This window comes from Arenimonas sp., from assembly GCF_022842045.1.
Classification (GTDB): Bacteria; Pseudomonadota; Gammaproteobacteria; order Xanthomonadales; family Xanthomonadaceae; genus Arenimonas.
This window is the reverse complement of the sequence record NZ_JALHQI010000010.1, coordinates 1-25327: the sequence shown is the minus strand read 5'-3', so window position 1 is coordinate 25327 and position 25327 is coordinate 1. Positions and strand designations below refer to the sequence as shown.

General features: G+C 70.8%; 29 protein-coding genes. 19 read left to right on the top strand and 10 right to left on the bottom strand.

What is annotated here, in order from left to right; translation table 11 throughout:
* Positions 1-22: 22 nt before the first annotated feature.
* Positions 23-1336 carry a DEAD/DEAH box helicase gene (locus Q0C12_RS03985; protein WP_290886479.1) on the bottom strand — a complete coding sequence of 438 codons (1314 nt, stop codon included), beginning with the start codon at positions 1334-1336 and terminating at the stop codon, positions 23-25.
* Between the two features lie 309 nt (positions 1337-1645).
* On the opposite strand from Q0C12_RS03985, the gene Q0C12_RS03980 reads away from it, so the two are divergent.
* From Q0C12_RS03980 to Q0C12_RS03970, 3 genes are read left to right on the top strand one after another with little or no spacing between them, the layout of a single operon-like run.
* Entirely contained in the window at positions 1646-2194 is a 549-nt protein-coding gene (locus Q0C12_RS03980) for a YkvA family protein (protein WP_290886476.1), read from the top strand.
* Positions 2191-2676, top strand: coding sequence for an acyl-CoA thioesterase (locus tag Q0C12_RS03975; RefSeq protein WP_290886474.1), 486 nt, complete (start codon positions 2191-2193; stop codon positions 2674-2676). Before Q0C12_RS03980 ends, Q0C12_RS03975 begins: the two co-directional genes overlap by 4 nt.
* 2 nt (positions 2677-2678) lie before the next feature.
* The gene (locus Q0C12_RS03970; RefSeq protein WP_290886592.1) at positions 2679-3053 is read left to right on the top strand and encodes a YbaN family protein; all 375 of its coding nucleotides are present in this window, start codon (positions 2679-2681) and stop codon (positions 3051-3053) included.
* Here Q0C12_RS03970 and Q0C12_RS03965 read toward each other — a convergent pair.
* Positions 3050-3526, bottom strand: coding sequence for a C40 family peptidase (locus tag Q0C12_RS03965; RefSeq protein ID WP_290886589.1), 477 nt, complete (start codon positions 3524-3526; stop codon positions 3050-3052). The two genes, Q0C12_RS03970 and Q0C12_RS03965, sit on opposite strands and share 4 nt — an antisense overlap.
* A gap of 163 nt (positions 3527-3689) precedes the next feature.
* On the opposite strand from Q0C12_RS03965, the gene Q0C12_RS03960 reads away from it, so the two are divergent.
* From Q0C12_RS03960 to hutG, 4 genes are all read left to right on the top strand, one after another.
* Entirely contained in the window at positions 3690-4169 is a 480-nt protein-coding gene (locus Q0C12_RS03960) for a peptidylprolyl isomerase (RefSeq protein WP_290886472.1), read from the top strand.
* 121 nt (positions 4170-4290) lie between these two features.
* Positions 4291-5535 (top strand): DUF418 domain-containing protein, encoded by a 1245-nt coding sequence (locus Q0C12_RS03955; RefSeq protein ID WP_290886470.1) that lies wholly within the window; start codon positions 4291-4293, stop codon positions 5533-5535.
* A gap of 34 nt (positions 5536-5569) precedes the next feature.
* The gene (locus Q0C12_RS03950) at positions 5570-6838 is read left to right on the top strand and encodes an FAD-dependent oxidoreductase (RefSeq protein ID WP_290886468.1); all 1269 of its coding nucleotides are present in this window, start codon (positions 5570-5572) and stop codon (positions 6836-6838) included.
* Positions 6835-7620 carry an N-formylglutamate deformylase gene (gene hutG / locus Q0C12_RS03945; RefSeq protein WP_290886465.1) on the top strand — a complete coding sequence of 262 codons (786 nt, stop codon included), beginning with the start codon at positions 6835-6837 and terminating at the stop codon, positions 7618-7620. The genes Q0C12_RS03950 and hutG overlap by 4 nt, the downstream gene beginning before the upstream one ends.
* Here hutG and Q0C12_RS03940 read toward each other — a convergent pair.
* The 7 genes from Q0C12_RS03940 to parE all read right to left on the bottom strand — a co-directional run bounded on the left by Q0C12_RS03940 (position 7617) and on the right by parE (position 15235).
* Positions 7617-8444, bottom strand: coding sequence for a hypothetical protein (locus Q0C12_RS03940; RefSeq protein ID WP_290886462.1), 828 nt, complete (start codon positions 8442-8444; stop codon positions 7617-7619). The two genes, hutG and Q0C12_RS03940, sit on opposite strands and share 4 nt — an antisense overlap.
* Positions 8441-10426, bottom strand: coding sequence for a carboxypeptidase-like regulatory domain-containing protein (locus Q0C12_RS03935; RefSeq protein WP_290886460.1), 1986 nt, complete (start codon positions 10424-10426; stop codon positions 8441-8443). Before Q0C12_RS03935 ends, Q0C12_RS03940 begins: the two co-directional genes overlap by 4 nt.
* A complete protein-coding gene (locus Q0C12_RS03930) occupies positions 10423-11217 on the bottom strand; it encodes a hypothetical protein (protein WP_290886458.1) in 795 nt (264 codons plus the stop codon). Before Q0C12_RS03930 ends, Q0C12_RS03935 begins: the two co-directional genes overlap by 4 nt.
* Positions 11217-11681 (bottom strand): hypothetical protein, encoded by a 465-nt coding sequence (locus tag Q0C12_RS03925; protein ID WP_290886456.1) that lies wholly within the window; start codon positions 11679-11681, stop codon positions 11217-11219. The genes Q0C12_RS03930 and Q0C12_RS03925 overlap by 1 nt, the downstream gene beginning before the upstream one ends.
* Positions 11678-12319: a hypothetical protein gene (locus Q0C12_RS03920; RefSeq protein WP_290886454.1), complete on the bottom strand. Its 642-nt coding sequence runs from the start codon at positions 12317-12319 to the stop codon at positions 11678-11680. The genes Q0C12_RS03925 and Q0C12_RS03920 overlap by 4 nt, the downstream gene beginning before the upstream one ends.
* An 87-nt stretch (positions 12320-12406) precedes the next feature.
* Complete coding sequence (locus Q0C12_RS03915) at positions 12407-12976, bottom strand: hypothetical protein (RefSeq protein ID WP_290886452.1); 570 nt, start codon at positions 12974-12976, stop codon at positions 12407-12409.
* 369 nt (positions 12977-13345) lie between these two features.
* The gene (gene parE / locus Q0C12_RS03910; protein ID WP_290886450.1) at positions 13346-15235 is read right to left on the bottom strand and encodes a DNA topoisomerase IV subunit B; all 1890 of its coding nucleotides are present in this window, start codon (positions 15233-15235) and stop codon (positions 13346-13348) included.
* 174 nt (positions 15236-15409) lie between these two features.
* On the opposite strand from parE, the gene Q0C12_RS03905 reads away from it, so the two are divergent.
* From Q0C12_RS03905 to truD, 8 genes are all read left to right on the top strand, one after another.
* Positions 15410-17068 (top strand): CTP synthase, encoded by a 1659-nt coding sequence (locus Q0C12_RS03905; RefSeq protein WP_290886448.1) that lies wholly within the window; start codon positions 15410-15412, stop codon positions 17066-17068.
* The gene (kdsA, locus tag Q0C12_RS03900) at positions 17068-17901 is read left to right on the top strand and encodes a 3-deoxy-8-phosphooctulonate synthase (RefSeq protein WP_290886446.1); all 834 of its coding nucleotides are present in this window, start codon (positions 17068-17070) and stop codon (positions 17899-17901) included. Before Q0C12_RS03905 ends, kdsA begins: the two co-directional genes overlap by 1 nt.
* A complete protein-coding gene (locus Q0C12_RS03895) occupies positions 17898-18218 on the top strand; it encodes a hypothetical protein (RefSeq protein ID WP_290886444.1) in 321 nt (106 codons plus the stop codon). Before kdsA ends, Q0C12_RS03895 begins: the two co-directional genes overlap by 4 nt.
* Positions 18215-19501 carry a phosphopyruvate hydratase gene (eno, locus tag Q0C12_RS03890; protein ID WP_290886442.1) on the top strand — a complete coding sequence of 429 codons (1287 nt, stop codon included), beginning with the start codon at positions 18215-18217 and terminating at the stop codon, positions 19499-19501. The genes Q0C12_RS03895 and eno overlap by 4 nt, the downstream gene beginning before the upstream one ends.
* A 10-nt stretch (positions 19502-19511) precedes the next feature.
* Complete coding sequence (gene ftsB / locus Q0C12_RS03885) at positions 19512-19847, top strand: cell division protein FtsB (RefSeq protein WP_290886440.1); 336 nt, start codon at positions 19512-19514, stop codon at positions 19845-19847.
* Complete coding sequence (ispD, locus tag Q0C12_RS03880; protein ID WP_290886438.1) at positions 19844-20533, top strand: 2-C-methyl-D-erythritol 4-phosphate cytidylyltransferase; 690 nt, start codon at positions 19844-19846, stop codon at positions 20531-20533. Before ftsB ends, ispD begins: the two co-directional genes overlap by 4 nt.
* Positions 20534-20667: 134 nt before the next feature.
* Positions 20668-21150 (top strand): 2-C-methyl-D-erythritol 2,4-cyclodiphosphate synthase, encoded by a 483-nt coding sequence (ispF, locus tag Q0C12_RS03875; protein WP_290886436.1) that lies wholly within the window; start codon positions 20668-20670, stop codon positions 21148-21150.
* Complete coding sequence (truD, locus tag Q0C12_RS03870; RefSeq protein WP_290886434.1) at positions 21147-22175, top strand: tRNA pseudouridine(13) synthase TruD; 1029 nt, start codon at positions 21147-21149, stop codon at positions 22173-22175. The genes ispF and truD overlap by 4 nt, the downstream gene beginning before the upstream one ends.
* A 4-nt stretch (positions 22176-22179) precedes the next feature.
* On the opposite strand, the gene Q0C12_RS03865 is transcribed toward truD, so the two are convergent.
* Positions 22180-22761 (bottom strand): Smr/MutS family protein, encoded by a 582-nt coding sequence (locus Q0C12_RS03865; protein ID WP_290886432.1) that lies wholly within the window; start codon positions 22759-22761, stop codon positions 22180-22182.
* A 90-nt stretch (positions 22762-22851) separates the two neighbouring features.
* Between Q0C12_RS03865 and surE the strand changes: the two genes are divergently transcribed.
* The 4 genes from surE to Q0C12_RS03845 all read left to right on the top strand — a co-directional run.
* Positions 22852-23631, top strand: a complete 780-nt coding sequence (gene surE / locus Q0C12_RS03860) for a 5'/3'-nucleotidase SurE (RefSeq protein ID WP_290886430.1) — start codon at positions 22852-22854, stop codon at positions 23629-23631.
* Positions 23628-24305, top strand: a complete 678-nt coding sequence (locus tag Q0C12_RS03855) for a protein-L-isoaspartate(D-aspartate) O-methyltransferase (RefSeq protein ID WP_290886428.1) — start codon at positions 23628-23630, stop codon at positions 24303-24305. Before surE ends, Q0C12_RS03855 begins: the two co-directional genes overlap by 4 nt.
* A complete protein-coding gene (locus Q0C12_RS03850) occupies positions 24306-24890 on the top strand; it encodes a YqaA family protein (RefSeq protein WP_290886426.1) in 585 nt (194 codons plus the stop codon).
* The coding region (locus Q0C12_RS03845) for a LysM peptidoglycan-binding domain-containing protein (protein WP_290886424.1) at positions 24887-25327 on the top strand (441 nt) is incomplete at its 3' end. The genes Q0C12_RS03850 and Q0C12_RS03845, both read left to right, overlap by 4 nt.

Here is a 25327-nt window from a genome sequence, read left to right as displayed (position 1 = left end):
CATGAGGCAACGCGGCGCCGGATCAGCGCGCGGTGCGGGCTTCGCCGCCGCGGCCGCGGCTGCCGTCGCGCGGGCTCTTCGGGCCCGCGTGCGCGTGGCGCTCGCCGTTGTTGACGTGCGGGCGGCGGGCGTGGCGCTGCGGGGGGCGCTGGCCACCGGCCGGGCGGCCCGAGGGCGCGTCGTTGCCCATGCGGATCGGGCGCTGCGGCGAGTAGCCCTCGACTTCCACCATCTCGATGTCGGCCTTGAGCACGCGCTGGATGGCGCGCAGCAGGCCGCCCTCGTCGTGCGAGACCAGCGAGATCGCCTCGCCCGAGGCGCCGGCGCGGCCAGTGCGGCCGATGCGGTGCACGTAGTCTTCCGCGACCATCGGCAGGTCGAAGTTGATGACCATCGGCAGCAGCGGGATGTCGAGGCCCCGCGCGGCGACGTCGGTGGCGACCAGCACGCGGGCCTTGCCGGACTTGAAGTCCTTCAGGGCCTTCAGGCGCTGCGCCTGGCTCTTGTTGCCGTGGATGGCGACCGAGTTGATGCCGGCCTTGTCCAACTGCTCCGACAGGCGGTTGCAGCCGTGCTTGGTGCGGCCGAACACGAGCACCTGGTCCTGGTAGCGCTTGGACAGGATCTCGAGCAGCAGGTCGCGCTTGCGGCTGGCATCGACCGGATGGACGATGTGGGTGACGTTGGTGGCGACGGCGTTGCGCACCGAGACCTGCACTTCCTTCGGGTCGCGCAGGAACTCCATCGCCAGCTTCTTGATCGCGTCCTCGAAGGTCGCCGAGAACAGCAGGGTCTGGCGGCGGGACGGGATCTTGGCCATCACGCGCTTGATCGCGGGCAGGAAGCCCATGTCGAGCATGCGGTCGGCTTCGTCCAGCACCAGGATTTCGACGTGCGAGAGGTCCACGCTGCGGCGCTCGAGGTGGTCGAGCAGGCGGCCCGGCGTGGCGACCAGGATGTCGACGCCGCGGCGCAGCGCGTCGATCTGCGGCTGCATGCCGGCGCCACCGTAGATGGTGGTGCTGTTCAGGCGCAGGTGCTTGCCGTAGGCGCGCAGGCTGTCGAACACCTGCACGGCCAGCTCGCGGGTCGGCACCAGCACCAGCGCGCGCGGCTTGCGCGGGCCGGACATCGGGCCGGCCTGGGCCAGGCGGTGCAGCAGGGGCAGCGAGAACGCCGCGGTCTTGCCGGTGCCGGTCTGGGCGCCGCCCATCAGGTCACTGCCGGCCATGACCAGCGGGATCGCCTCGGCCTGGATCGGGGTGGGATGGGCGTAGCCGAGTTCGGCCAGCGCACGGGTGATCTCGGGCGCGAGCCCAAGGGTTTCAAAAGACATGGTGGTACTCCGTTCGTGTAACCCGGAGCGTTCCCTGAAACCGCGCTGCGAGCTGGTGCATCTGGTTTTACGGCAGGGACCAAGGCGGTCCTGACGGGTTTGCGCAGCGAAAGGCGTGCGGAGTGGGGCCAGACGCAGGGCGAGCAGCGCTCGGGGCCTGGGTGGCGGGCATACCGGGGGAAAACGGTCAGCCGTGCAGCAAACGGGGCGGATGCTACGCGAATCCGGGCCGCGCGGCCAGCGCCGCTGAACCCCCGGTTCATCCGGCCCGCTCCCACAGGGGGGCGGGGCGTGAAGTAGGATTGGCGCGTGAAGATCACCTTCGAACTGGAACCCGGCGACATCGACCGCTTCCACGAGGCCCTGGCCCGGGCCGAGCGGCGGGTGGCCTGCGCCGAGGAGTGCGACATCGTCGCCGCCGCCCGCCACGCGCTCGAGACCCTGCCGATCGCCAGCGCCCCGGGGTACATCCGCAAGACCCTGCTGTCGGTGGTCCAGCTGATCGAGATGCTGGAGGACGAGGCCTGGTCGCTGCCCCAGGTCGAGCGCGCCGAGCTGCTGAAACTGCTGGCCTACTTCAGCGACCCCGAGGACATGATCCCGGACGACGTGGCGGTGATCGGCCTGCTCGACGACGCGATCATGCTCGAGCTGCTGCTGCAGGACATCCGCCACGTGCTCGAGGCCTATGCCGAATACCGCGGCCTGCGGGACGCCCAGCCGGCCGCCGCCGACGCCACGTCCCGCATCAATCAGGCGCGCGAACTGGCGGGCCACCGCGACCGCCTGCACGCGCGCATGCGCCGGCGCGCGGTGAGCGACGCCGTCACCGGCGCCACGTCGGGAGCCTCGGCATGAGCGGCGAACAGCGCGAGCTGACCTTCCGGTTCCTGGCCGAACCCACCGACGTCAATTACGGCGGCAAGGTCCACGGCGGCGTGGTGATGAAGTGGATCGACCAGGTGGGCTATGCCGCCGCGGTCGGCTGGAGCGGCCGCTACAGCGTCACCGTGGCCGTGGGCGGCATCCGCTTCGTCGCGCCGATCCGCACCTCCGACCTCGTCACGGTGACCGCCAAGCTCGTCTACACCGGCACCTCCAGCATGCATTTCGCGGTGGACGTCCGCGCCCGCGATCCGATGCAGGACGGCGGCGAGCGCCTGTGCACGCACTGCGTCATCGTGTTCGTGGCGCTGGATGGCGTCGAGGGCAAGCCGTCCACCGTGCCGCCGTGGCGCCCCACCGACCCCGACGACCAGCGACTGGCCGAGTACGCGCTGAAGGTGATGGCATTGAGCAAGGACATCGAGCAGGCCGTGGCGGGCCTGCGCGCCGAATGAGCCTGGGCCGCCGCGCCCGGCGCTGGCTGTGGCTGCTGCTGGCCTACCTGGCGCTGGGGTTGGCCATCGTCGGCATCTTCCTGCCCGGGCTGCCGACCACGCCGTTCGTGCTGCTGGCGGCCTACGCCGCCGCGCGCGGCTCGGAACGCCTGCACGCCTGGATGCTGGCGCATCGCCTTTACGGCCCGATGATCCGCGACTGGCAGGCCACCGGCTCGGTGAGCCGGCGCGCCAAGCAGTGGGCCATCGGCAGCATGGCGGTCTGTGCGGTGATCTTCTTCCTGACCGCGCCGAAGTGGTGGATGGCCGCGATCGGCACCGGGATCATGGCCGTCGTCGGTACCTGGCTGTGGCTGCGGCCAGAGCCTGTGCCTTAGTCCAGCAGGCGGCGGGCGCCGTCGTAGTGGCGGCCCCAGTACGGGCCATCGAGGCGGTCGAGGCGGACGGTGCCGCCGGTGCTGGGCGCGTGCACGAACCGGCCTTCGCCGACGTAGATGCCGATGTGGAAAGTGGGCTTGCCGAACAGCACCAGGTCGCCCGGGGCCAGGCGATCGCGGGGCGGTTTGCCGGCGCGGAACTGGGCGATTTCGCGGGTCGTTCGCGGCAGCGCCAGCTGGGCGGCGTCGCGGAACACAAAGCCGACCAGGCCGCTGCAGTCGAAGCCGCCGGCCGGCGTGTTGCCACCCCAGCGGTAGGGCGTGCCGACCAGGCCCAGCGCCCGCATCAGCACGTCGTTGGCGCGCACGGGGTCGGCCGGGGCCACGTCCACCACGCGGAACGCGGGCGCGGCGGCGCGGGCGGGCGCATCGGAACGTTTTGGGCCGGAGGAGCAGGCGGCAAGCGCCAGCAGGGACGCGAGCCAGAGGCCACGAACCAGCGGCGTTGCCGGCGGCAGGCCGCCGTTCCGGGGAACTGGCGCCGGGCGGGGGTGGCCGGGATAATGCGCGTTCGCTGTCACGGGCCGAGTGTGCCCCATCCCGCCGGTCGCGTCACCGGCCCAACCCGGAACCATCATGAAGATCGAGAAGAACCGCGTCGTCCGTTTCCACTACACCGTGTCCGAAGTCGGCCAGCCGCCGAGCGAGACTTCGAAGGACCGTGAGCCGCTGGCCGTGCTGATCGGCGCCGGCAACATCATCCCCGGCCTCGAGGCCGCGATGATGGACAAGGCCGCGGGCGACAGCTTCGAAGCCACCGTCACCCCGGACCAGGCCTACGGCGAGCGCCGCGAGGGCTTCGTCCAGCGCGTGCCCAAGAAGCACTTCCGCGAAACCCGCCTGCAGCCGGGCCAGCAGGTGGTGCTGGGCACCAACATGGGCCCGCGCGCGGTCACCGTGGTGAAGGTCGGCGCGACCGTGGTGGACGTGGACCTCAACCATCCGATGGCCGGCAAGACCCTCAGTTTCCAGGTCGAGATCGTCGACGTGCGCGAGGCCGAGCCGGTCGAGATCGAGCACGGCCACGTGCACGGCGACGGCGGCGTGCAGCACTGACGCCCGGCCCGCCGCGACGTCCCGCGGGGCCCGCTTCGGCGGGCCCTGTTCGTTTCGGGGCCGCTTGCGGCCCGGTCGGCCGGCCCGGATGATCGGGGTACCCCTGATCGGAGCGCCCGCCATGACCGAACCGTTTCCGGCCACTGCCACCGCCGCGCCCGCGCGGATCGACGCCATGGACGTGCTGCGCGGCTTCGCGCTGCTGGGCATCCTGCTGATGAACATCGAAGGCATGGTCGGGCCGCTGCTGGGCGCCATGACCGGCCTCGACCCGGCGCTCACCGGCGCCGACTGGTGGGCCGACGCGCTCATCTACGTGTTCGTGCAGGGCAAGTTCTACCCGCTGTTCTCGATGCTGTTCGGCATGGGCTTCGCGGTGATGATGATGCGGGCCGAGACGGCCGGGCGCCCGTTCCTTCCTACCTACCTGCGCCGCATCCTGGCGCTGCTGGCGATTGGCCTGGCGCACGCGCTGCTGGTCTGGAACGGCGACGTGCTGGTGTCCTACGCGCTGCTCGCCTTCCCGCTGATGTTCCTGTTCCGGCGCACGCCGGTGTCGCGCCTGCCCAAGTGGGGCGCCGCCTTCATCGTGGCGCCATCGCTGTTCTTCCTGCTGGTGGGCGGGCTGGTGACGTTGGTGATGATGACGCCCGAGGGCGCGGCCGAGATGGAAAAAGGCATGGCCGAGCAGGGCGCGTCCATGGCGGCCCAGCTCGAGGCGCAGCGCCAGGCGTTTGGCGCCGGCACCTGGGCCGAGTCGGTGGCGCAGCGCAGGGAGGACCTGCTGCAGATGCTCGGCTTCCTGGCGTTCTGGGGCTGGCAAATCCTGGGGCTGTTCCTGGTCGGCGCCTGGTTCGCGCGCAGCGGCGCCATCGCGCGCCCGGCGGAATTCGCCGACATATACCGGATGCTCCGCTGGGTGGCGCTGCCGGTCGGCCTGGCGATGGTGCTGGCGTCCTGCGCCATCAGCCCGACGATGGACTTCGTCCGCTCCGACCTGCCGGTGGCGGCGGCGATGGGCCTGTTCACGCTGGGCGGCACGCTGATGGCGCTGGGCTACCTGGCCTGGATCCAGCGCGCGCTGCAGTCGTCGCTGGCGCCGCGGCTGATGTGGCTGGCGCCGGCCGGCCGCATGGCGCTGACCAACTACCTGCTGCAGTCGCTGGTGTGTACCTGGATCTTCTCGGGCTGGGGGCTGGGGTATTTCGAGCAGCTGCCGCGGGCCTGGCAGGTGCCGTTCGTGTTCGGGTTCTTCGTCGTGCAGGTGGTGCTGAGCCAGGCCTGGCTGGCCCGCTTCCGGATGGGGCCGATGGAGTGGCTGTGGCGCACGCTCACCTACCTGCGGCTGCCGCCGATGCGGCGTTGACCGGCGGCCACGGGCCCGCGGGTAAACTACGCGCATGAACGAAAGCGGCGATGCGGATGTCCTGATCCTGGGCGGCGGCGTGATCGGCCTGGCCTGCGCGCACTACCTGCTGTCCGAGGGCCGCTCGGTGCGCGTCCTCGACCAGGGCCGGGTCGGCGGCGGCGCTTCCTGGGGCAACTGCGGCACGCTGACGCCCAGCCACGCGCCGCCGCTGGCGGCCCCGGGCATGGTGGGCCAGGCGCTGCGCTGGATGCTGAGCCCGTCGGCGCCGCTCTACATCAAGCCGCGCTGGGACCCGGCGCTGATGCGCTGGCTGATGCGCGTGGCTGGCCGCTGCAACGCCACCGACTGGCGCCAGAGCGGCGTGGCCAAGGGCGCGCTGCTCAATCTCTCGCGTGCGCTCACGGAGGACCTCGTCTACGGCCAGGGCCTGGACTGCGGCTTCGAGGCCTCGGGCTTCCACTACGTCTTCCGCAGCCGCCGGGCGCTGGAGAAGCAGCAGCGCGACCTGGGCCTGCTGGCCGAGCTGGGCATCGTGGCCCGGGTGCTCGACGGCGCCGCGCTGGCGGCCGACGAACCCGCGCTGCGCCCCGGCCTGGCCGGCGCCATCCACTTCCCGGGCGACGCCCAGCTGCGACCCGACCGCTACACCGCCGAGCTGGCGCGCATCGTGCGCGAGGCCGGCGGCGTGATCGAGGAAGGCGTGCTGGTGGGCGGCCTGGAGCGCGGCCGCAACGGCATCGATGCGGTGCAGACCAGCGAAGGCCGCCGCAGCGGCGGCAAGGTGCTGCTGGCGATGGGCGCCTGGTCGCCGCGCTTCGGCCAGATGCTCGGGCTCGAGATCCCGGTGCAGCCGGGCAAGGGCTATTCGATCACCTACGACCGCCCGGCCGTGGTGCCGCGCCGGCCGCTGGTGCTGAAGGAGCGCAGCGTCTGCGTCACGGCCTGGGCCGACGGGTTCCGGCTAGGCAGCACGATGGAATTCAGCGGCTACGACGACCGCTTGAACGAAACCCGGCTGGCCGCGCTCGAGCGCGGCGCGGCCGAGTACCTCGCCTCGCCGCCCGGCGGCGCGAAGCGCGAGCCGTGGTGCGGCTGGCGGCCGATGAGCGTGGACGACCTGCCGCTGATCGGCCGTTCGCCCAAGCACAGCAACCTGTGGCTGGCCACCGGCCACGGCATGATGGGCATGGGCATGGCGGCCGGCACCGGCCGGCTGGTGGCCGACCTGATGCTGGGCCGGGCGCCGCCGGTCGACCCGGCGCCGTACGCGCCCTCGCGGTTCCAGGGGCGGGGCGCATGAGCGCCTGCACCCTGCATCGCGGCGAGGCGCCGCTGCTGGTGAGCCTGCCGCACGATGGCACCGCGGTGCCCGACGACATCGCCGCGCGTTTGCAGCCCGCGGCGCGCGCCGTGCCCGACACCGACTGGTTCGTCAGCCGCCTGTACGCCTTCGCGCGCGCACTCGGTGCGTCGGTGCTGGTGCCGCGCTTCTCGCGCTACGTGGTCGACCTCAACCGACCGCCGGACGACGTCTCGCTGTATCCCGGGCAGAACACCACCGGCCTGTGCCCGGCGGTGCGCTTCGACGGCGAGCCGGTGTACCTGCCGGGCCAGGCGCCCGGTGCCGACGAAGTGCAGTCGCGCGTGGAAACCTATTGGCGGCCTTACCACGACGCCCTGGCGGAGGAGCTCGCCCGCCTGCGCGAACGCCATGGCCGCGTGCTGCTGTGGGAAGGACACTCCATCCGCGGCATCGTGCCCTTCCTGTTCGAGGGCCGGCTGCCCGACCTCAACCTGGGCACCGCGGCGGGCGCCAGCTGTTCGCCCGCGGTGCAGGTGCGGCTGGAAGCGGTTCTGGCGGCGCAGTCGGACTATTCGTGGGTGGCCAACGGTCGCTTCAAGGGCGGCTACATCACCCGCCACTACGGCCAGCCGGCGCAGGGCGTGGACGCGGTTCAGCTGGAACTGGCGCAGTCCACCTACATGGACGAGGACGCGGTGCGCTACGACGCGGCCAAGGCCGCGGCGCTGCAGCCGCTGCTGTCGGCGCTGCTGCGCGCCGGGATGGCCGCCGGCGGCTAGGGCGTCGTCGCCTCGGCGACCAGGCGCCGGGCGCCCGCCGGGCGATGGCGGGGGTCGAAGAAGCACACGGCCTGCCTGGGCTTGACCCGATCCGGCAGGTCGCAGCCGGCGACGCGCGCAGTGCGGCCGTCCAGGCCCTGCAGTCCGATGGTGGCCTGCGCCGCACGGCTGTCGTCGACCGAGGCGTACTGCAGCGCGATCGCGTGGCTGCGGTGGTAAAGCACCGCCTGTGCCCGCAGCGGCTGGCTGCTGCGCAGCGCGGTGGCGCGCTCGAAGCGGTTCCACTCGACCACCGTGCAGGGCTCGGCCGCCCCGCTCGCGGCCGGCCGCGGGCAATCCGGGAAATAGCCGTGGCGGACATGGCCGCCGGCCTGAGGGCGCAGGTCGTCGTGGTAGACATACACGCGGTCCTGCACCGCCGCGGCGTTGTCGGCACGCGCCGGCAGGCTGCAGTCGTTGCTGAAGTCGGCGCCGTCTTCCTGCGCCAGCGAACCGGCGGCGGCCAGGTAGCCGTTGGCCGACACCACCAGCGCCTCGTTGGGCAGCTGGTAGAACTCGAAGGGCTCGGCCAGCGGCAGCACCGCCGCGAAATCGTCGCTGGCGGCCGCCGGATGGCCGGGCTGCAGCGCCAGCACCTCGGCGTCTTCGCCCAGGTCCACGTAGTCGTAGCTGCAGGTGGGGCCCAGCGGGCCCTCGACCAGCATGTAGCCGTAAAGGTCGGCGCCGCCGGTGGCGCGCTCGCTTGCCTGCAGCCCGACCGCGATCGCGGCGGCCAGGGCCAGGCCGAAGAGTTTGAGCAGCAGCGAGGCCCGGTCGTGGTTCATCGCTGGCGCCTCGCACCGATGTCGACGCGCTGCTGGTCGCGCACGGTCACTTCGACCGCGCGGCGATCGAGTTCCTCGTCCACGAACCACGGCAGCGGCAGGTTGTCGGGAACCACGGTGACGACATGGGCGCCGACCGCGACCCGCGGGAAGGTGAACTCGCCGTTGCTGTCGGTGCGAACGGCGTACAGGCCGTCCAGCAGCACCGTCACGTTGGCCGCCGGCTGCTCCGACGCCGCGCGCTGCCCGTCGCCGTTGTCGTCGAGGTACACACTTCCGGTGATGCTGCCGACCGGGCTGCCCGGCGGACCGCCCAGCACGCCAGAGGCGGTACCGGCGCGATGCTGGTAGCGCAGGCTGAGGAACAGCGAGCGGTCGCGCGGGATGTCGATGAAGGTGTCCGGCGCCAGCGGGTCGAGGATGAAGGGCGAACGACGCGCGCCGCGGTTCTCGTAGATGCTGCCGACCAGCGACCATTGGCGGGCGAAGCGCCAGGCCAGGTTGAGGTTGAGATCGGTGCCGCGGAAAGCGGCGGGGCCGGTGCCGCGCCCATAGCGCGCGCTGCCGTCCAGGCTCAGGCGCTGGGTGAGGTCGATGCCGCCGTTGAACGCCACCGACGTGGTGCGGGTGGCCGCTTCGCCCGAGTACGACAGCGAGCCATGGTTGAGCGACAGGGACAGCCGCTTGCCGGGCCTGAACGGCAGCGTGTGGTCGAGCTTGACCTCCCAGCTGTTGCCACCGCTGGGGCCGTTGTCGACGAAGTCCCACTGCAGCCGCGACTGACCCCAGCGGTTGACCTGGTCGACGAAGAGTTGGGTGCTGTAGGCGGTACCGGCATCGGAATCGCGCACGTTCAGGCCGCCGCCGTAGCCCAGGCGCGTGCTGGCCTGGTAGCGGCCGTAGAAGTTGCCGTACAGCCCCTCGAAGCTGCTGCCGGACACCGAGCGGATATGGTCGAGCCCGGCGTTCCAGTTCCAGCGCGCGTAGGAGTAGTTGAGCCGGTAGTAGGCGCCCTCGGCATCGTTGGCGATGGGCAAGGCGCCCCATGCAAGTTCGGGTTCGAGCCGGAACAGGCCGTAGCGATGCTGGTAGCGGCCCTGGTCGGCGCGGCCGTCGAGCCACGCGCCCAGCGCGTTGGCCGGGTCCCCGCCGCTGGACTGAAGGTTCAGGGTCAACGACTGGGTCGCGCTGCGCCAGCCGTTGGATACCAGCAGCGCGCGGGTGCGGTTTTCCTCGACCAGAACGCCACCGTCGCCGCCCGGCACCAGGCGCCCGTCGGTGGCCAGCGCGGTCGCGGCGCCGGTCCAGCCGGGCGCCCATTCCCACTGCGCGCCCAGGCTGGCGACGTCGCCGTCGGAGCGCTCGAAGCCGACCACGCGGGCGCCATCGAACACGCCGCCGCGGCCATACGAGCCCATCAGCTGCAGGTTGCGGCTGGCCTGGCGCCAGTCGGTGCTGGCACCGGCGAACGGCACGCTGGGCAGCAGGAAACGGTACTGGTCCCGCGACAAGGTCGGCAGCGCGGTGTTGAGCACGCCGACGCCGTTGTCGCCGCGCCAGCCGCCGTCCAGGAACAGGCCGCGCTGCCACAGCGTCGCGGTGCCGCCCCAGCCGTCTCCGTCCCGGTTGCGGGAGCGATCGGCGTGCAGCAGGGTCGCGTCGAGCGAAAAACTGCCGTGGTCGAGCGTTTCCCAGAAGCCGCCGACCGTCAGGCCCTGCTCGTTGAAGGTCTCCGGGCCGCGCTCGGTGCGGCTGGCGAGCAGCTGCACGTCCAGCGAGCGGGGCAGTCCGTCGGCGTCAAAGCTTTCGCCCTCGTCCTCGGGCAGCGGCGCGAGCTGGTCGGAGGGGATGATGCGGTCCTGATAGGCCGGCGCGCTCTCCTCGTCCGCGTCTTGCGGGAACGCCTGCGCCGCCGGACCGGCGAGCGCAAGCGCAAGGCCGATGGCAAGCGCCAGCGGCTGGATGGAAAGCGCAGGCCTCACTGCTTCGCCACTTCCGAATCTATGTCCAGCCGCAGCGGCGGCGACTCCAGGCGGCCCTTGAGGCGCAGCGGGAAGCTGAGCATGGGCTCCGGTGCGTTGGCGGTCTCGGCGACGGGGACCAGCGGGATGTCGCGGGTGGCGCCCGGCAGGATCGGATCGGCCGAGGGCAGCAGGGTCAGGCGGCGGCCGTCGGCGCCGATCGCATCCAGGAAGCCGGCCAGCCGCGCGTGCGCATTGCCGGTGTTGCGGATGCGGACCACCGGCAGGTCGCGGCCCTGCACCGGCTGCACCCGGGTTTCGACCAGGGTCAGCACCGGCGCGCCATTGCCGATGGTGAGGTAGACGATGATCGCGATGCGGCCGTTGACCTGGATCGAGCCATCGGGCTTGAGTTCTGGCTCGCCCTCGATCACCAGCGCGAACCGGCATTGGCCGTCGGCGGCGTCCGCCGGGACCGCCACCTCGAAACGGAAGCGGCGGCGCGCGTTCGGCGCGACCACGAGGTTCGCCGCCTCGATCGCCACCCATGGACGGCAGCTGCCGGCGGCCAGTGCGTCCGAGAACACGACCGAGCCGTCGGGCGAAAGCGTCCAGTCGGCGGTCTTCAGCCGGAAGCGCCCCTCGGCGTCACTGCTGTTGGTGACCTCGATGACGTTGCGGTGGACCGTGCCGGGCTTGGCGAATTCCTCGAAGCGCGGCGGCGACACCTGCACGGCGAATCCCTGCGCCGCCACCGGCAGTGCGCCGGCCAGGGCCAGCAGGGCGAACGCGATGCGAACGCTCAAGTTCATCACGGCGACTCCAGTTCGATCTCGAAGGTGAACTCGAGGCGGGAATGGTCGGGCAGGCGGTCGCCGTCGGCCTGCAAGGTGACGCGGAAGGTGTCCTCCAGCATCGCGCTCATGATCGGCCCCGCGTACACGAGGGTGCGCTCGCCGTCGCGGAGCTGGCCCGGCTGCATCACGCCGCGGGTGGTCCATTGCGCGCGCACCGGGGCCTGCGGCTGCGGCGCCAGCTTCTTGTAGATGCGGCCGCTGCGGCCAAGCCAGGGCGATACGTCCAGGCGTACGATCACGGTCATCCGACCACTCATGGTCGAGCTGGCGCCGGGGCGCGGCACCGGATCGTCCCAGCGCATGCGCACGGTGCCATTCAGCACCTGGCTGGCGGAGTCGTCCACCGGATACGCCTGCGCCGCCGCCGGCGCGGGCAGCAGCGCGAGGAGCAGGGCGGCGAGGGCGAGGAACCGGATCATGGTGCGCTGAGGGTATAGGTGACGGTGTTGGTGTAGCTGCCGGCCGCAACCACCTGGTCGTTGCCGTAGAAGAAGGTGAGGCAGCTTTCGTTCCACTGGTTGCGTCCGAAGGCTGCGACCTGCTGGCCGCTGCCGGTGAACGAACCGCTCGCGAACGGCTGGAACGCGCCGTCGCCGTTGCCGCTGCTGACCCAGCGGATCTGGCTCATGGGAATGGTATCGCCCGCCGGCGTGCTCAGGTTGGCGGGGTAGTTCGCGGTCACGGTGGCATTGTTGTTCCCGCCGCCGCCGGTGGGTCGCCGGAAGAAGGCGCCGATGTAGATCTGGCCGGGGTTGCAGAACAGGAAGTTGTCGAGGTGGCTGACCAGATCGCCGTTGCCGGTCATCTGGAGGTCGGTGCCGTTGCCGATCTGGCCGGCCGGCACGTTCACGACCACGCTCTGGATGCCGGTGAAATTGATTGGCCGGGCACCGTTGTTGTAGGAGCCGCCGGTGACGTTCATGGCACCGGTGCCGACCCGCAGGTAAAGCGCGCGCGAGTCGGCGGCAATGTTGGCCTGGTAGGCCGCCGCACCCTGGCAGGCCAGCAGGGTGGCAAGCAGGAGCAGGCCTCCCGCGGTCTTGCTGGTACGGTTCATGGGGTCACTCCGTGGCGGAGGCAGGGGCGGCGATTCGCCGCCCCTGTGTTGGTTCCAACGTCGCGGACCGGGGTCCGCGGACGCGGGTTACGGCATGGTCGCGGTGTAGACGACCTGGCCGGCGTAGGTGCCGGCGCCGTAAACGGCGGCGTTGTTGAACTGGTAGGACCAGGTGGCCGAACGGTTGGTGACGCGGGTGCCGGAGGTGACCGCGACCGCGACCGGGGCGCTGGCGCCGTCGACCAGGGCCGGGGCGTTGATGGTGCCGGCATCCACGTTGGTGGTGATGGCGCTGAACGGGATGGTGTCGGCGCCGCTGTTGAGCGGGTCGGCCGAGGTGTCGGCGCTCAGGGAGATGGCGCCGCCGTTGCCGCGCAGGGCCACGTCCACGGTGATGTCGCCGGCGACCGGCGTGGCATTGCCGACGTTGGCGGCCGCCACGTTGAAGACGACGGTGTCGATGATGGCGTTGGCCGAACCGACGCGGAACTCGAGGAAGCGCGGCACGTTCACCTGGAAGTTCAGGCGGGCGTTGGCGACGGTCGGGGTACCGGTGGTGACGAACTGCGACTCGGCAAAGGCCGGAGTGACAGCAATCAGGCCGAGGGACGCCAGGCTGGTGAGGGCCAGGCCTCGGATGGCACGGACATTCTTCATGATGCGGTTTCCTTGGTTAGCGCCGGGAGGCGTTGATTTGGTTTGGCTGGAGATTCCGGGCCGGAGGGCCGACCAGGGGCGCGCATTAGCGGGCAGGGAGAAAGATGCAGGAAGCGTGCCAATACCCCTGCTGGCCGGGTTCCAGTCCGGGCAGGTCGCAAAAATGCGGACGCCGTCACAATAGTGAAGGTTAGCCCGGCACGCAAATCGGAGCCTGTGCAGGCCACCGCCGTCCATCGGGACCGACGAACGGCGCCTTTCGGGGGAGCGAACGGAAGCGGAATGTGACGCAGCGCGTCACATTTCTGGAGATTCGGTCACGGTTTCGCGCCGGACGCCAGACCCGGGAAGGTCGTGGCGACTGCTGGCTCAGACGTCGAGCGAGGCCAGGTCGCCCTTGGCCTCCAGCCAGGCCTTGCGGTCCGAGGCGCGCTTCTTGGCCAGCAGCATGTCCATCAGCGAGCGCGTTTCGTCGGCGTCGTCCACCGTCAGCTGCACCAGCCGGCGGGTGTCGGGATGGATGGTGGATTCGCGCAGCTGCACCGGGTTCATCTCGCCCAGGCCCTTGAAGCGGGTCACGTTGACCTGGCCGCGGATCTTCTCCTTCTCGATCCGGTCGAGCAGGATCCGCTTCTCTTCCTCGTCCAGCGCGTAGAACACCTGCTTGCCCACGTCCACGCGGAACAGTGGCGGCATCGCCACGAAGATGTTGCCGGCCCGCACCAGCGCCGGGAAATGGCGCAGGAACAGGGCCGAGAGCAAGGTGGCGATGTGCAAGCCGTCGGAATCGGCGTCGGCGAGGATGATGACTTTCCCGTAGCGCAGGCCGTCGATGTTCTCCACGCCCGGGTCGCAGCCGATGGCCACGGCGAGGTCGTGCACTTCGTTCGAGGCCAGCACGCCGCTCGACTCCACTTCCCAGGTGTTCAGGATCTTGCCGCGCAGCGGCAGGATGGCCTGGAACTCCTTGTCGCGGGCCTGCTTGGCGCTGCCGCCGGCCGAGTCGCCTTCCACCAGGAATAGTTCGGTGCGGCCCAGGTCCTGGCTGATGCAATCGGCCAGCTTGCCGGGCAGGGCCGGGCCCTGGGTGATCTTCTTGCGGGTGACCTGCTTCTCGGTCTTCAGGCGCGCCGCGGCGCGGTCGATCGCCAGCTGGGCGATCTGCAGGCCGGTCTCGACGTGCTGGTTCAGCCACAGCGAGAACGCATCGTGCGAGGCGTTCTCGACGAAGGCCGCGGCCTGGCGCGAGCTCAGCCGCTCCTTGGTCTGGCCGCTGAACTGCGGGTCGGTCATCTTGATGCTGAGCACGTAGCTGACGCGGTCCCAGACGTCCTCGGGCGCCAGCTTGACGCCGCGCGGCAGCAGGTTGCGGAAGTCGCAGAACTCGCGCAGCGCGTCGGTGAAGCCCGAGCGCAGGCCGTTGACGTGGGTGCCGCCCTGCGCGGTCGGGATCAGGTTGACGTAGCTCTCCTGCACCAGCTCGCCCTCGGGCACCCAGGCCACGGCCCAGTCAACCACCTCGGTGTCCTTGGCCACGTGGCCCACGAACAGGTCGGCCGGAAGCAGCTCGCGGCCCACCAGCTCGCCGCGCAGGTAGTCGCGCAGGCCGTTCTCGTAGAACCACTCGTCGCGCTCGCCGGTGGCCTCGTCGTACAGCTTCACCGTCAGCCCGGGGCAGAGCACGGCCTTGGCGCGCAGCAGGTGGCGCAGCGACTTGGCGTGGATCTTCGGGGTGTCGAAGTACTTCGGGTCGGGCCAGAAGCGCAGCCGGGTTCCGGTATTGCGCTTGCCCACGGTGCCCACGACTTCCAGCGCCGAGCTGCGGTCGCCGTCGCGGAACTCCATGCGGTGCTCCTGGCCCTCGCGCCGGATGAACACTTCGACCCGCTTCGACAGCGCGTTCACCACGGACACGCCGACGCCGTGCAGGCCGCCGGAGAAGGTGTAGTTCTTGCCGCTGAACTTACCGCCGGCGTGCAGGCGGGTCATGATCAGCTCGATGCCGGGGATCTTCTCCTCGGGGTGGATGTCCACCGGCATGCCGCGGCCGTCGTCGATCACCTCGCAGCTGCCGTCGGCGAACAGGGTCACCTCGACCGTCTTTGCATGGCCACCCAGGGCCTCGTCCACCGAGTTGTCGATCACTTCCTGGGCCAGGTGGTTGGGCCGGGTGGTGTCGGTGTACATGCCGGGGCGGCGCTTGACCGGGTCCAGGCCCGAGAGGACTTCGATGTCGGCGGCGTTGTAGCGGGTGTTCATCCGGGGGTGGGCTCGGGCGGGGCAGGGCGGCGGGAGGCCGCAGGATGGGCGTCGCGCCCGGGCCGGTCAAGGCGGGGCCGCCGGGGCGCGGATTCAAGTCATTGATGCAAAAAAGTTTCTCGCCCCGGGGCGGTCGAGCCGGTAGAATGCGGTTTTCCAGCGCCCCCAATACCCATGACTCGTCTTATCTTCGTTACCGGTGGCGTGGTGTCCTCGCTTGGCAAGGGCATCGCCGCGGCCTCCCTGGCCGCCATCCTGGAGGCGCGCGGCCTGCGCGTGACCATGATGAAGCTCGATCCCTACATCAACGTCGACCCGGGCACCATGAGCCCGTTCCAGCACGGCGAGGTCTACGTCACCGACGACGGCGCCGAGACCGACCTCGACCTGGGCCACTACGAGCGCTTCCTGCGCGTGCGCCTGAGCCGCAAGAACTCGGTCACCACCGGCCGCATCTACGAGAACGTGATCCGCAAGGAGCGCCGCGGCGACTACCTGGGCGGCACCGTGCAGGTCATCCCGCACATCACCGACGAGATCAAGCGCGCCATCTTCGAGGCCACCGACGGCTTCGACGTCGGCCTGGTCGAGATCGGCGGCACCGTCGGCGACATCGAGTCGCTGCCCTTCCTCGAGGCCATCCGCCAGATCCGCACCGAGCGCGGCCCGGACCAGGCCATCTTCATGCACCTCACGCTGGTGCCCTACATCGCGGCCGCCGGCGAACTCAAGACCAAGCCCACCCAGCACTCGGTGAAGGAACTGCGCTCGATCGGCATCCAGCCCGACATCCTGGTCTGCCGCAGCGAGAAGCCGCTGCCCGATTCCGAGCGCCGCAAGATCGCGCTGTTCACCAACGTGCACGAGAAGGCCGTCATCAGCTGCGTGGACGTGGACAACATCTACAAGCTGCCGCTGTGGCTGCACAGCCAGCAGCTCGACCAGATCGCGGTCGAGCGCCTGCGGCTGGAAGACAAGGCCAAGCCGGCCGACCTGTCCGAGTGGCAGGCGGTGGTGGACGCGGTCGAGCATCCGGTGGACGAAGTCACCGTGGCCGTGGTCGGCAAGTACATCGACCACCAGGACGCCTACAAGTCGCTGTCCGAGGCGCTCAAGCACGGCGGCCTGCGCCAGCGCACGCGGGTGAAGCTCAAGTGGCTCGAGTCCGAGCAGGTCGAGAAGGAAGGCGTGGGCGTGCTGGCCGGCGTGGACGCCATCCTGGTGCCCGGCGGCTTCGGCGACCGCGGCTTCGAGGGCAAGGTGCTCACGGTCAAGCACGCGCGCGAGCAGGGCATCCCGTATTTCGGCATCTGCTACGGCATGCAGGCGGCGGTGGTCGACTTCGCCCGCCACGTGGCCGGACTGGCCGGCGCCAACAGCACCGAGAACGACCGCAACTGCCCGCACCCGGTCATCGGCCTGATCACCGAGTGGCGCACCGCCAGCGGCGAAGTGGAGCGCCGCGACGAGAAGTCCGACCTCGGCGGCACCATGCGCCTGGGCCTGCAGGACCAGCGCCTCAAGCCCGGCACCAAGGCCCGCGAGATCTACGGCAAGGACGTGGTGGGCGAGCGCCACCGCCACCGCTACGAGTTCAACAACCGCTACCGCACCCAGCTCGAGGACGCCGGCCTGGTGATCAGCGCCAAGTCGATGGACGACCTGCTGGTCGAGATGGTCGAGATCCCGACGCACCCGTGGTTCGTCGCCTGCCAGGCGCACCCGGAGTTCCTCTCCACGCCGCGCGACGGCCACCCGCTGTTCATTGGATTCATCCGCGCCGCCCGCGAACACAAGGCCGGCGGCCGGCTACTGAAGGAGGCAAGCGCCTGATGGAACTCTGCGGTTTCAAGGTCGGGCTCGACCAGCCCTTCTTCCTGATCGCCGGCCCCTGCGTGATCGAGTCCGAGCAGCTGCAGGTCGACGTGGCCGGCCAGCTCAAGGAAATCACCGGCCGGCTCGGCATCCATTTCATCTTCAAGTCCAGCTTCGACAAGGCCAACCGCACCTCGGGCACCAGCTTCCGCGGCCCCGGCATGGAAGCGGGCCTGAAGGTGCTGGCCGAGGTGAAGCGCCAGCTCGGCGTGCCGGTGCTCACCGACGTGCATGAATACACCCCGATGGACGAAGTGGCCTCGGTGGTGGACGTGCTGCAGACGCCGGCCTTCCTGTGCCGCCAGACCGACTTCATCCAGAAGGTCGCCCGCGCCGGCAAGCCGGTGAACATCAAGAAGGGCCAGTTCCTCTCGCCCTGGGAGATGAAGCACGTCACCGACAAGGCGCTGGCCACCGGCAACACCCAGATCATGGCCTGCGAGCGCGGCGTCAGCTTCGGCTACAACAACCTGGTCTCCGACATGCGCTCGCTGAGCGTGATGCGCGACACCGGCTGCCCGGTGGTCTTCGACGCCACCCACAGCGTGCAGCTGCCCGGCGGCATGGGCGGCAAGAGCGGCGGCCAGCGCGAGTTCGTGCCGGTGCTGTCGCGCGCCGCCATGGCCGTCGGCATCAGCGGCATCTTCATGGAAACCCACCCGGACCCGGACAAGGCCCTGAGCGACGGCCCGAACGCCTGGCCGCTGCCGCGGATGGAGGCGCTGCTGACGACGCTGCTCGAGCTCGATCGCGTCACCAAGCGCAACGGCTTCCTCGAGCAGTCGGCGTGACCGAGGCCCCATCCCCGCCGCGGGCGTTGATCGAAGCGCGGCTGGCCGTGCTCGACCAGGTGCGCGACGGGCTCCGCCGGGCCATGGTGGTGGTGTTCGCCTTGGCCGTGCTGAACCTCGCGGTGCGGCGCCTGGCCTTCGACGAGACCCATCGCCTGCCGCTTGCGATCCTGCTGGTGCTGACCGGCGCCGCGCTGTTCGGCATCGTGCTCCGGGCCATGCTGGCGCGGGCCCGGGCCCGGCATGTGGACGAGCTGCAGGCGATGCGCTCGCAAGACCTGATCCAAGAATCCCTGGAAGCAACGACAAGACCATGACGACTATTGCCAAGATCCACGCCCGCGAAATCCTCGACAGCCGCGGCAACCCCACCCTTGAAGCGGAAGTGACGCTGGCCGACGGCAGCTTCGGTCGCGCGATGGTGCCGTCCGGCGCATCCACCGGTACGAAGGAAGCGGTGGAGCTGCGCGACGGCGACAAGAGCCGTTACCTGGGCAAGGGCGTGCGCAAGGCCGTGGCCAACGTCAACACGACGATTGCCGACGCGCTGAAGGGCTTCGACGGCGCCGACCAGGCCGGCCTGGATGCCAAGCTGATCAACCTCGACGGCACCGAGAACAAGGGCCGCCTGGGCGCGAACGCGCTGCTGGGCGTGTCGATGGCCAACGCGCACGCCGTGGCCGCCTCGAAGCGCCAGCCGCTCTGGCAGCACCTGGCCGGCGGCCGCGCGGTGTCGCTGCCGGTGCCGATGATGAACATCATCAACGGCGGCGCGCACGCGGACAACAACGTCGACATGCAGGAGTTCATGGTGCTGCCGGTCGGCTGCGACAGCTTCGCCGAGGCGCTGCGCTGCGGCACCGAGGTGTTCCATTCGCTCAAGGCCGTGCTCAAGGGCAAGGGCCTGGGCACCGCGGTCGGCGACGAGGGCGGCTTCGCGCCGGACCTGCGCTCGAACGAGGAAGCCATCGAGGTCATCCTCGAGGCGATCGGCAAGGCCGGCTACAAGGCCGGCGAAGACGTGCTGCTGGGCCTGGACGTGGCCAGCTCGGAGTTCTTCGAGAACGGCAAGTACAACCTGGTGGGCGAGGGCAAGCGCCTCACGCCCGAGCAGTTCGTCGATTTCCTGGCAGGCTGGAGCGCGCAGTACCCGATCATCACGATCGAGGACGGCATGGCCGAGAACGACTGGGCGGGCTGGAAGCTGCTCACCGAGCGCCTGTCGGGCAAGGTGCAGCTGGTCGGCGACGACCTGTTCGTCACCAACCCGAGGATCTTCAAGGACGGCATCGACCAGGGCGTGGCCAATGCCATCCTGATCAAGGTCAACCAGATCGGCACGCTGACCGAGACGCTGGAAGCGATCACGATGGCTGATGCGAACCGCTACGCGGCGATCGTGTCGCACCGCTCGGGCGAGACCGAGGACACCACCATCGCCGACATCGCGGTCGCCACCACGGCCACCCAGATCAAGACCGGTTCGCTCTGCCGCAGCGACCGCGTGGCCAAGTACAACCAGCTGCTGCGCATCGAGGAAGCGCTGGGGTCCCAGGCCCGCTACGCCGGCCGCGACGCCTTCATCAGCCTCAAGCGCTGAGCCGACGCCCTTGCGCCGCTGGTGGCCCTTTGCCCTGCTGCTGCTGGCCCTCGCGGGCCTGCAGTTCAAGCTTTGGTGGGGCGAGGGCGCGCTGGGCGAGGCGCGGGTGCTGGAGGAACGCGTGGCCGAGCAGCGCCGCGAGAACGCGCGCCTGCAGCAGCGCAACGACGCGCTGTCGGCCGAGGTCGAGGACCTGAAGTCGGGCGAAGCCGCGGTCGAGGACCGCGCGCGCAGCGAGCTGGGCATGATCAAGCCCGGCGAAACCTTCTATCGCGTGGTGGACCCGGCGGGCACCCCGGCGCCGTCGGCGGAGGCGCCCCGCGACGCCGACGGGGACGGCGAATGACCTGGGCCATCGTGCCCGCCGCCGGCCGCGGCACGCGTTTCGGCGGCGAGCGTCCCAAGCAGTACCTGCCGCTCGCCGGCCGCACGGTGATCGAGCACAGCCTGCGGGCGGTCCTCTCGCACGACGACGTCGACGGTGTGGTGGTGGCGCTGGCACCTGCCGACGCCGACTGGCCCGGCTGGCGAGAGATTGGCGGCAAGCCGGTGCTCACCTGCGTCGGCGGCGCCGAGCGCGCCGACTCGGTGCTGGCCGCGCTGCACGCGCTGCCCGGCACGGTGGACGCCGACCAGTGGGTGCTGGTGCACGATGCGGCGCGGCCCTGCCTGCGCGCGCAGGACCTGGCGCACCTGCTTCGTATCGGCCAGGCCGATCCGGTGGGTGCGCTGCTGGCAGCACCCGTGCGCGACACGCTCAAGCGCGCCGACGACCTCGGCAAGAGCCAGGCCACCGAGCCGCGCGAGCGCCTCTGGCGCGCGCTGACGCCCCAGCTCTTCCGCCGCGGCGGCCTGACCCGCGCCCTCGAGGCAGCCCTGCGCGCCGGCATCCGCCCCACCGACGAGGCGATGGCCATGGAGCGCCTCGGCCTGCGCCCCTGCCTGGTCGAAGGCCGCGAAGACAACCTCAAGATCACCACCCCCGCCGACCTCGCCCTCGCCGAGTTCCTGCTGTCGAGCGGGGCGCCCTGATTCGAACGCGGATAAAGGCGGATGTGCGCGGATCAGAGCGGATCAATCAGAATAAGTTCAAACTGCCGGTCGCTTCCGTGTTGCCGGCTCAATTAAAGACGCTCTATCCGCCTATATCCGCGTTCAAATCCAAAATGACTGACTTCCGAGTGGGACAAGGCTACGACGTACACGCGTTTGGGCAGGGCGACCATGTCGTGCTCGGGGGCGTGCGGATCGCGCACGAGCGCGGGGTGCTGGCGCATTCGGATGGCGACGTGGTGATCCACGCGCTGTGCGACGCGCTGCTGGGTGCGCTGGCGCTGGGCGATATCGGCGTGCATTTCCCGCCGTCGGATGATCGCTGGAAGGACGCCGACAGCCGTCAGTTCCTGCGCCATTGCCGCGTGCTGCTGGCCGAGCGCGGCTGGGTCGTGGGCAATGCCGACGTCACGGTGGTCTGCGAGCGCCCGAAGGTGGCGCCGCATGCCGCCGCGATGCGCGCGAACCTCGCCGGCGACCTGGGCGTGGACGTGGACGCGGTCAGCGTGAAGGCCACCACCTCGGAGAAACTCGGCTTCACCGGCCGCGGCGAAGGCCTGGCCGCAATGGCGGTGGCGCTGCTGGTGCGCGCGTGAGCGGGCTGCCGCGCGCCCACGGCGCGCCGGTGCTGCAGGCCCGGTTCCGGGTCGCGCCCGAGGATTTCCAGGTCGAGGAGATCGACGGCTTCGAGCCGACGGGCGAGGGCGAGCACCTGCTGCTGACGGTGGAGAAGCGCGGCATGAACACCGCCTTCGCCGCCAAGCGCATCGCGCGCTGGGCCGGCATCCCGGAAATGGGCGTCGGCTACGCCGGCATGAAGGACCGGCACGCCGTCACCCGGCAGCGGTTCTCGGTGCACTTCCCCAAGCGCGTGGCGCCGGCCCTCGACGACCTGGTGTCCGACGACCTGCGCGTGCTGGCCTCGCACTGGCACAACCGGAAGCTGCCCAAAGGCGCGCTGAAAGGGAATCGCTTCGTACTCCGCCTGCGCGACGTCATCGGCGACCGCGGCGACATCGAACAGCGCCTGCAGGCGATCTCGGCGCAAGGCCTGCCCAACTACTTCGGCGCCCAGCGCTTCGGCCGCGAAGGCGACAACGTCGAGGCCGCGCGCCGGATGTTCGCCGGCCAGCGGGTCCAGCGCGAGCAGCGCTCGATCTACCTCTCGGCCGCGCGCTCGGAGATCTTCAACGCCGTGCTCGCGGCGAGAATAGCGGACGGCACCTGGGCCAGCGGCGACGCCGGCGAGGTCTGGATGCTCGACGGCAGCCAGAGCGTGTTCGGCCCGGAGCCCCTCGACGACGCCACCCGAGCGCGTGCCGCCAGCCAGGACATCCATCCGACCGGCCCGCAGTGGGGTGTGGGCGAGCTGCGGCCGCGCGACGCGGTGCGGGCGCTGGAGGAAGCGGCGGTCGAACCCTTCGCCGACCTGCGCGCGGGCCTCGAGGCCGCCGGCATGAAGCAGGAGCGGCGCGCGCTGCGCGTGCGCGTGCACGACCTGCAGTGGCAGTGGCCGGCGGCCGACGAACTGGAGCTGCGCTTCGCGCTGGCCCCCGGCGCCTACGCCACCGGGCTGCTGGACGAGCTGGGCGCGGTCACCGACGCCAGCGGCGGTCGCTGAGCGATCAGCCCAGGCCCAGGCGCTCGCCGGGCCGCTTCTTCGCCAGCAGCACCAGCACCGCGCCGGTGCCGCCCATGGCCTCGGGCGCGGAGGCGAACGCCAGCACGTCGGCGCGCTGGCGCAGCATCCGGTCCACCATGGCCTTGAGCACCGAGCCGCCCTCGGCGGTGCGCAGGCCCTTGCCGTGGATCACCCGCACGCAGGCGTGGCCCAGGGCCCGGGATTCGTGCAGGAACTCGCGCAGCCAGCGTTCGGCCTCGACCGCGCGCAGCTGGTGAAGGTCGAGCTCGCCGCCCAGGCTGTACTGGCCGCGTTTGAGCGCCTTGAGCACTTTCTCCGGCACCTCGTCGCGCCGGTAGGCCAGGGCCTCGGCGGCATCGATGGTGGCTTCCAGGTAGCTGGCCGTGCGCGACTGCGCCAGCGCCAGGGCCTCGTCGCGGGCCTGCATGCGCGGCACCGGGGCCGGCCGCGGGCGCTCGGGCGCCGGGGGCGGCGGGGCGATCTCGCGCACCTCGCCAATCGCCTCGCGGAACAGCGCGACGTCTTCGGGGGCCACGGCGGGCGGGCGGGGCGGCTTGCGCTTCATGGTCAAAGACTAACCCGCGCCGCGGTGATGGCAAGGTGGCCGCGGGCGCGGGTGCTTCCGCTATCATGTGACCTTTCCGCGGGACCCCGAATGCGCGTACTGGTAAGCAATGACGATGGCGTGGAAGCCCCGGGCATCCGGGTGCTGGCCGAAGGCCTGAGGGCCGCCGGCCACGACGTGACCGTGGTGGCCCCCGACCGCGACCGCTCCGGCGCCAGCAATTCGCTGACGCTGGACGCACCGATCCGGGTCAAGGAGCTTGGCGACCGCGTCTGGCGCGTCGGCGGCACGCCCACCGACTGCGTGCACCTCGCGCTCACCGGCCTGCTGGCCGACGACCCGGACATCGTGGTCAGCGGCATCAACTCCGCCGCCAACCTCGGCGACGACGTCATCTACTCCGGCACCGTCGCGGCGGCGATGGAAGGCCGCTTCCTCGGCCTGCCCGCGGTGGCGATGTCGCTGGTGACCAGCGAACACTCCGGCCGCCACTACGACACGGCCGCCCGCGCCGCGCTCGAGATCACCGCGCGCCTGCTGGTCGACCCGCTGCCCGCCGACACCATCCTGAACGTCAACGTGCCCGACCTGCCGTGGGACCAGCTGCGCGGCTACGAAGTCACGCGCCTGGGCCATCGCCACCGCGCCGAGGCTTGCATCGAGCAGGTCGATCCGCGCGGCCGCCCGCTGTGGTGGATCGGCCCGGCCGGTCCCGAGCAGGACGCCGGCCCCGGCACCGATTTCCACGCCGTGCGCACCGGCCACATCTCCATCACCCCGATCCACGTCGACCTCACCCGGTACCAGGCGCTCGAGAAAGTCGCGAGCTGGGTCGGCGGCCTCGGCGAAGGCATGAAGCCCAGCGCATGACCCCCCGTTTCCACACCCAGCCGGCCGCCCACGGCCTGGGCATGACCTCGCCGCGCGCCCGCGACCGCATGATCGAGCGCCTGCGCGCCGAGGGCGGCATCAGCGACGAACGCGTGTTGACCGCGATGCGCACCGTGCCGCGGCATTTGTTCATCGACGAAGCCCTGGCGAGCCGCGCCTACGAAGACACAGCGCTGCCGATCGGCAACGGCCAGACCATTTCCCAGCCGTGGGTGGTGGCGCGCATGACCGCGGCGCTGATCGAGCACGGCCTGCCGTCGCGCGTGCTCGAGGTCGGCACCGGCTCCGGCTACCAGGCCGCGGTGCTGGCCACGCTGGGCCTTGAAACCTACAGCGTCGAGCGCATCGAGGAACTGCTGCGGGTGGCGCGCCGCCGTTTCCGCAACCTCAGCCTGAACATACGCACCAAGCACGACGACGGCCGCGCCGGTTGGCCGGAGTACGCACCGTTCCCGGGCATCATCGTCACCGCCGGGGCCGCGGCGCTCGAGCCCGCGCTGTTCGAGCAGTTGCCCGAAGGCGGCACCCTGGTCGCGCCGATCGGGGGCGCCAGCGGCCAGCGGCTGCTGCGCGTGCGCCGCATCGAGGGGGAACTGGTGCAGGAAGACCTTGGCGGCGTCGTCTTCGTTCCCCTCTTGCCCGGAACGCTCTGAATGAAGCTCTTTGGCCCGCTGTACGACGCTTGCCGCCGCTGGGCCGCGCACGAGCATGCGCCGTGGTACCTGGGCTTCATTAGCGCCATCGAGTCGATCTTCTTCCCGGTGCCCACCGACGTGATGCTGGCGCCGATGGCGCTGGCGCATCCCAGGCGCTGGTTCCGCTACGGCATGCTGGCGGCGGTCACGTCGGTGGTCGGCGGCCTGATCGGCTACGCGCTCGGCTATTTCTTCATCGAGGCCGTGATGCCCTGGATCGAGCGGGTCGGCTACCTCGGCAAGTACGAGGCGGTGCAGGACCAGTTCACGCGCTATGGCGTGTGGATCATGTTCGTGGCCGCGTTCACGCCGATCCCGTTCAAGGTGTTCACCGTCGCCGGCGGCGCCGCGGCGATGCCGCTGCTGCCGTTCGCAGTGGCTTCGCTGATCGGCCGCAGCCTGCGCTTCCTGCTGGTGGCCGGCCTGGTGGCCTGGGGCGGCCCGCGGATCGAGCCGCACCTGCGCCGCTACATCGAAACCGTGGGCTGGATTGTGGCTGTAGTCATCCTTGGCGCCATCGTCTGGTTGAACATGCGCGGATGACCTCTTCGCCCGCCCGCGCCATCCTCCTGCTTGCCGCCGCGCTGCTGCTGGCGGCCTGCGGCCACTCGCGGGTGGTCAAGCGCGAAGGCCCGGCCAGCGCCGGACCGGCCCAGCGCACGGTGCAGGCGCCGCCGCGCAGCGGCGAGTACCGCGTCCGCAGCGGCGACACGCTTTACGGCATCGCCTTCCGGCACGGGCTGGACTACCGCGAGGTCGCGGCCTGGAACCGTATCCCCGCGCCCTACACGATCTACCCCGGCCAGGCGCTGCGGCTGTCGCCGCCCGGGGGCGGTCGCGCCAGCACCGCTTCGGTGACCGGCATGCCGGCACCGCGGCCCGCCGCCACGCAGGGTTTCGAGACCGTCAGCCCGCCGCGACCGTCGGCCTCGGGCACGCCGCCACCGCGGCCCATCGCCGCGACGCCGCCGTCCGGCGCC

What these genes read in the sequence shown, in the direction of transcription:
- Q0C12_RS03985 (WP_290886479.1), bottom strand. Translation starts at nt 1,336, where the DNA reads ATGTCTTTTGAAACCCTTGGGCTCGCGCCCGAGATCACCCGTGCGCTG.
- Q0C12_RS03975 (WP_290886474.1), top strand. Translation starts at nt 2,191, where the DNA reads ATGAGCGGCGAACAGCGCGAGCTGACCTTCCGGTTCCTGGCCGAACCC.
- Q0C12_RS03960 (WP_290886472.1), top strand. Translation starts at nt 3,690, where the DNA reads ATGAAGATCGAGAAGAACCGCGTCGTCCGTTTCCACTACACCGTGTCC.
- Q0C12_RS03955 (WP_290886470.1), top strand. Translation starts at nt 4,291, where the DNA reads ATGACCGAACCGTTTCCGGCCACTGCCACCGCCGCGCCCGCGCGGATC.
- Q0C12_RS03950 (WP_290886468.1), top strand. Translation starts at nt 5,570, where the DNA reads ATGAACGAAAGCGGCGATGCGGATGTCCTGATCCTGGGCGGCGGCGTG.
- hutG (WP_290886465.1), top strand. Translation starts at nt 6,835, where the DNA reads ATGAGCGCCTGCACCCTGCATCGCGGCGAGGCGCCGCTGCTGGTGAGC.
- Q0C12_RS03940 (WP_290886462.1), bottom strand. Translation starts at nt 8,444, where the DNA reads ATGAACCACGACCGGGCCTCGCTGCTGCTCAAACTCTTCGGCCTGGCC.
- Q0C12_RS03930 (WP_290886458.1), bottom strand. Translation starts at nt 11,217, where the DNA reads ATGAACTTGAGCGTTCGCATCGCGTTCGCCCTGCTGGCCCTGGCCGGC.
- Q0C12_RS03925 (WP_290886456.1), bottom strand. Translation starts at nt 11,681, where the DNA reads ATGATCCGGTTCCTCGCCCTCGCCGCCCTGCTCCTCGCGCTGCTGCCC.
- Q0C12_RS03920 (WP_290886454.1), bottom strand. Translation starts at nt 12,319, where the DNA reads ATGAACCGTACCAGCAAGACCGCGGGAGGCCTGCTCCTGCTTGCCACC.
- Q0C12_RS03915 (WP_290886452.1), bottom strand. Translation starts at nt 12,976, where the DNA reads ATGAAGAATGTCCGTGCCATCCGAGGCCTGGCCCTCACCAGCCTGGCG.
- parE (WP_290886450.1), bottom strand. Translation starts at nt 15,235, where the DNA reads ATGAACACCCGCTACAACGCCGCCGACATCGAAGTCCTCTCGGGCCTG.
- Q0C12_RS03905 (WP_290886448.1), top strand. Translation starts at nt 15,410, where the DNA reads ATGACTCGTCTTATCTTCGTTACCGGTGGCGTGGTGTCCTCGCTTGGC.
- kdsA (WP_290886446.1), top strand. Translation starts at nt 17,068, where the DNA reads ATGGAACTCTGCGGTTTCAAGGTCGGGCTCGACCAGCCCTTCTTCCTG.
- eno (WP_290886442.1), top strand. Translation starts at nt 18,215, where the DNA reads ATGACGACTATTGCCAAGATCCACGCCCGCGAAATCCTCGACAGCCGC.
- ispD (WP_290886438.1), top strand. Translation starts at nt 19,844, where the DNA reads ATGACCTGGGCCATCGTGCCCGCCGCCGGCCGCGGCACGCGTTTCGGC.
- ispF (WP_290886436.1), top strand. Translation starts at nt 20,668, where the DNA reads ATGACTGACTTCCGAGTGGGACAAGGCTACGACGTACACGCGTTTGGG.
- Q0C12_RS03865 (WP_290886432.1), bottom strand. Translation starts at nt 22,761, where the DNA reads ATGAAGCGCAAGCCGCCCCGCCCGCCCGCCGTGGCCCCCGAAGACGTC.
- surE (WP_290886430.1), top strand. Translation starts at nt 22,852, where the DNA reads ATGCGCGTACTGGTAAGCAATGACGATGGCGTGGAAGCCCCGGGCATC.
- Q0C12_RS03855 (WP_290886428.1), top strand. Translation starts at nt 23,628, where the DNA reads ATGACCCCCCGTTTCCACACCCAGCCGGCCGCCCACGGCCTGGGCATG.
- Q0C12_RS03850 (WP_290886426.1), top strand. Translation starts at nt 24,306, where the DNA reads ATGAAGCTCTTTGGCCCGCTGTACGACGCTTGCCGCCGCTGGGCCGCG.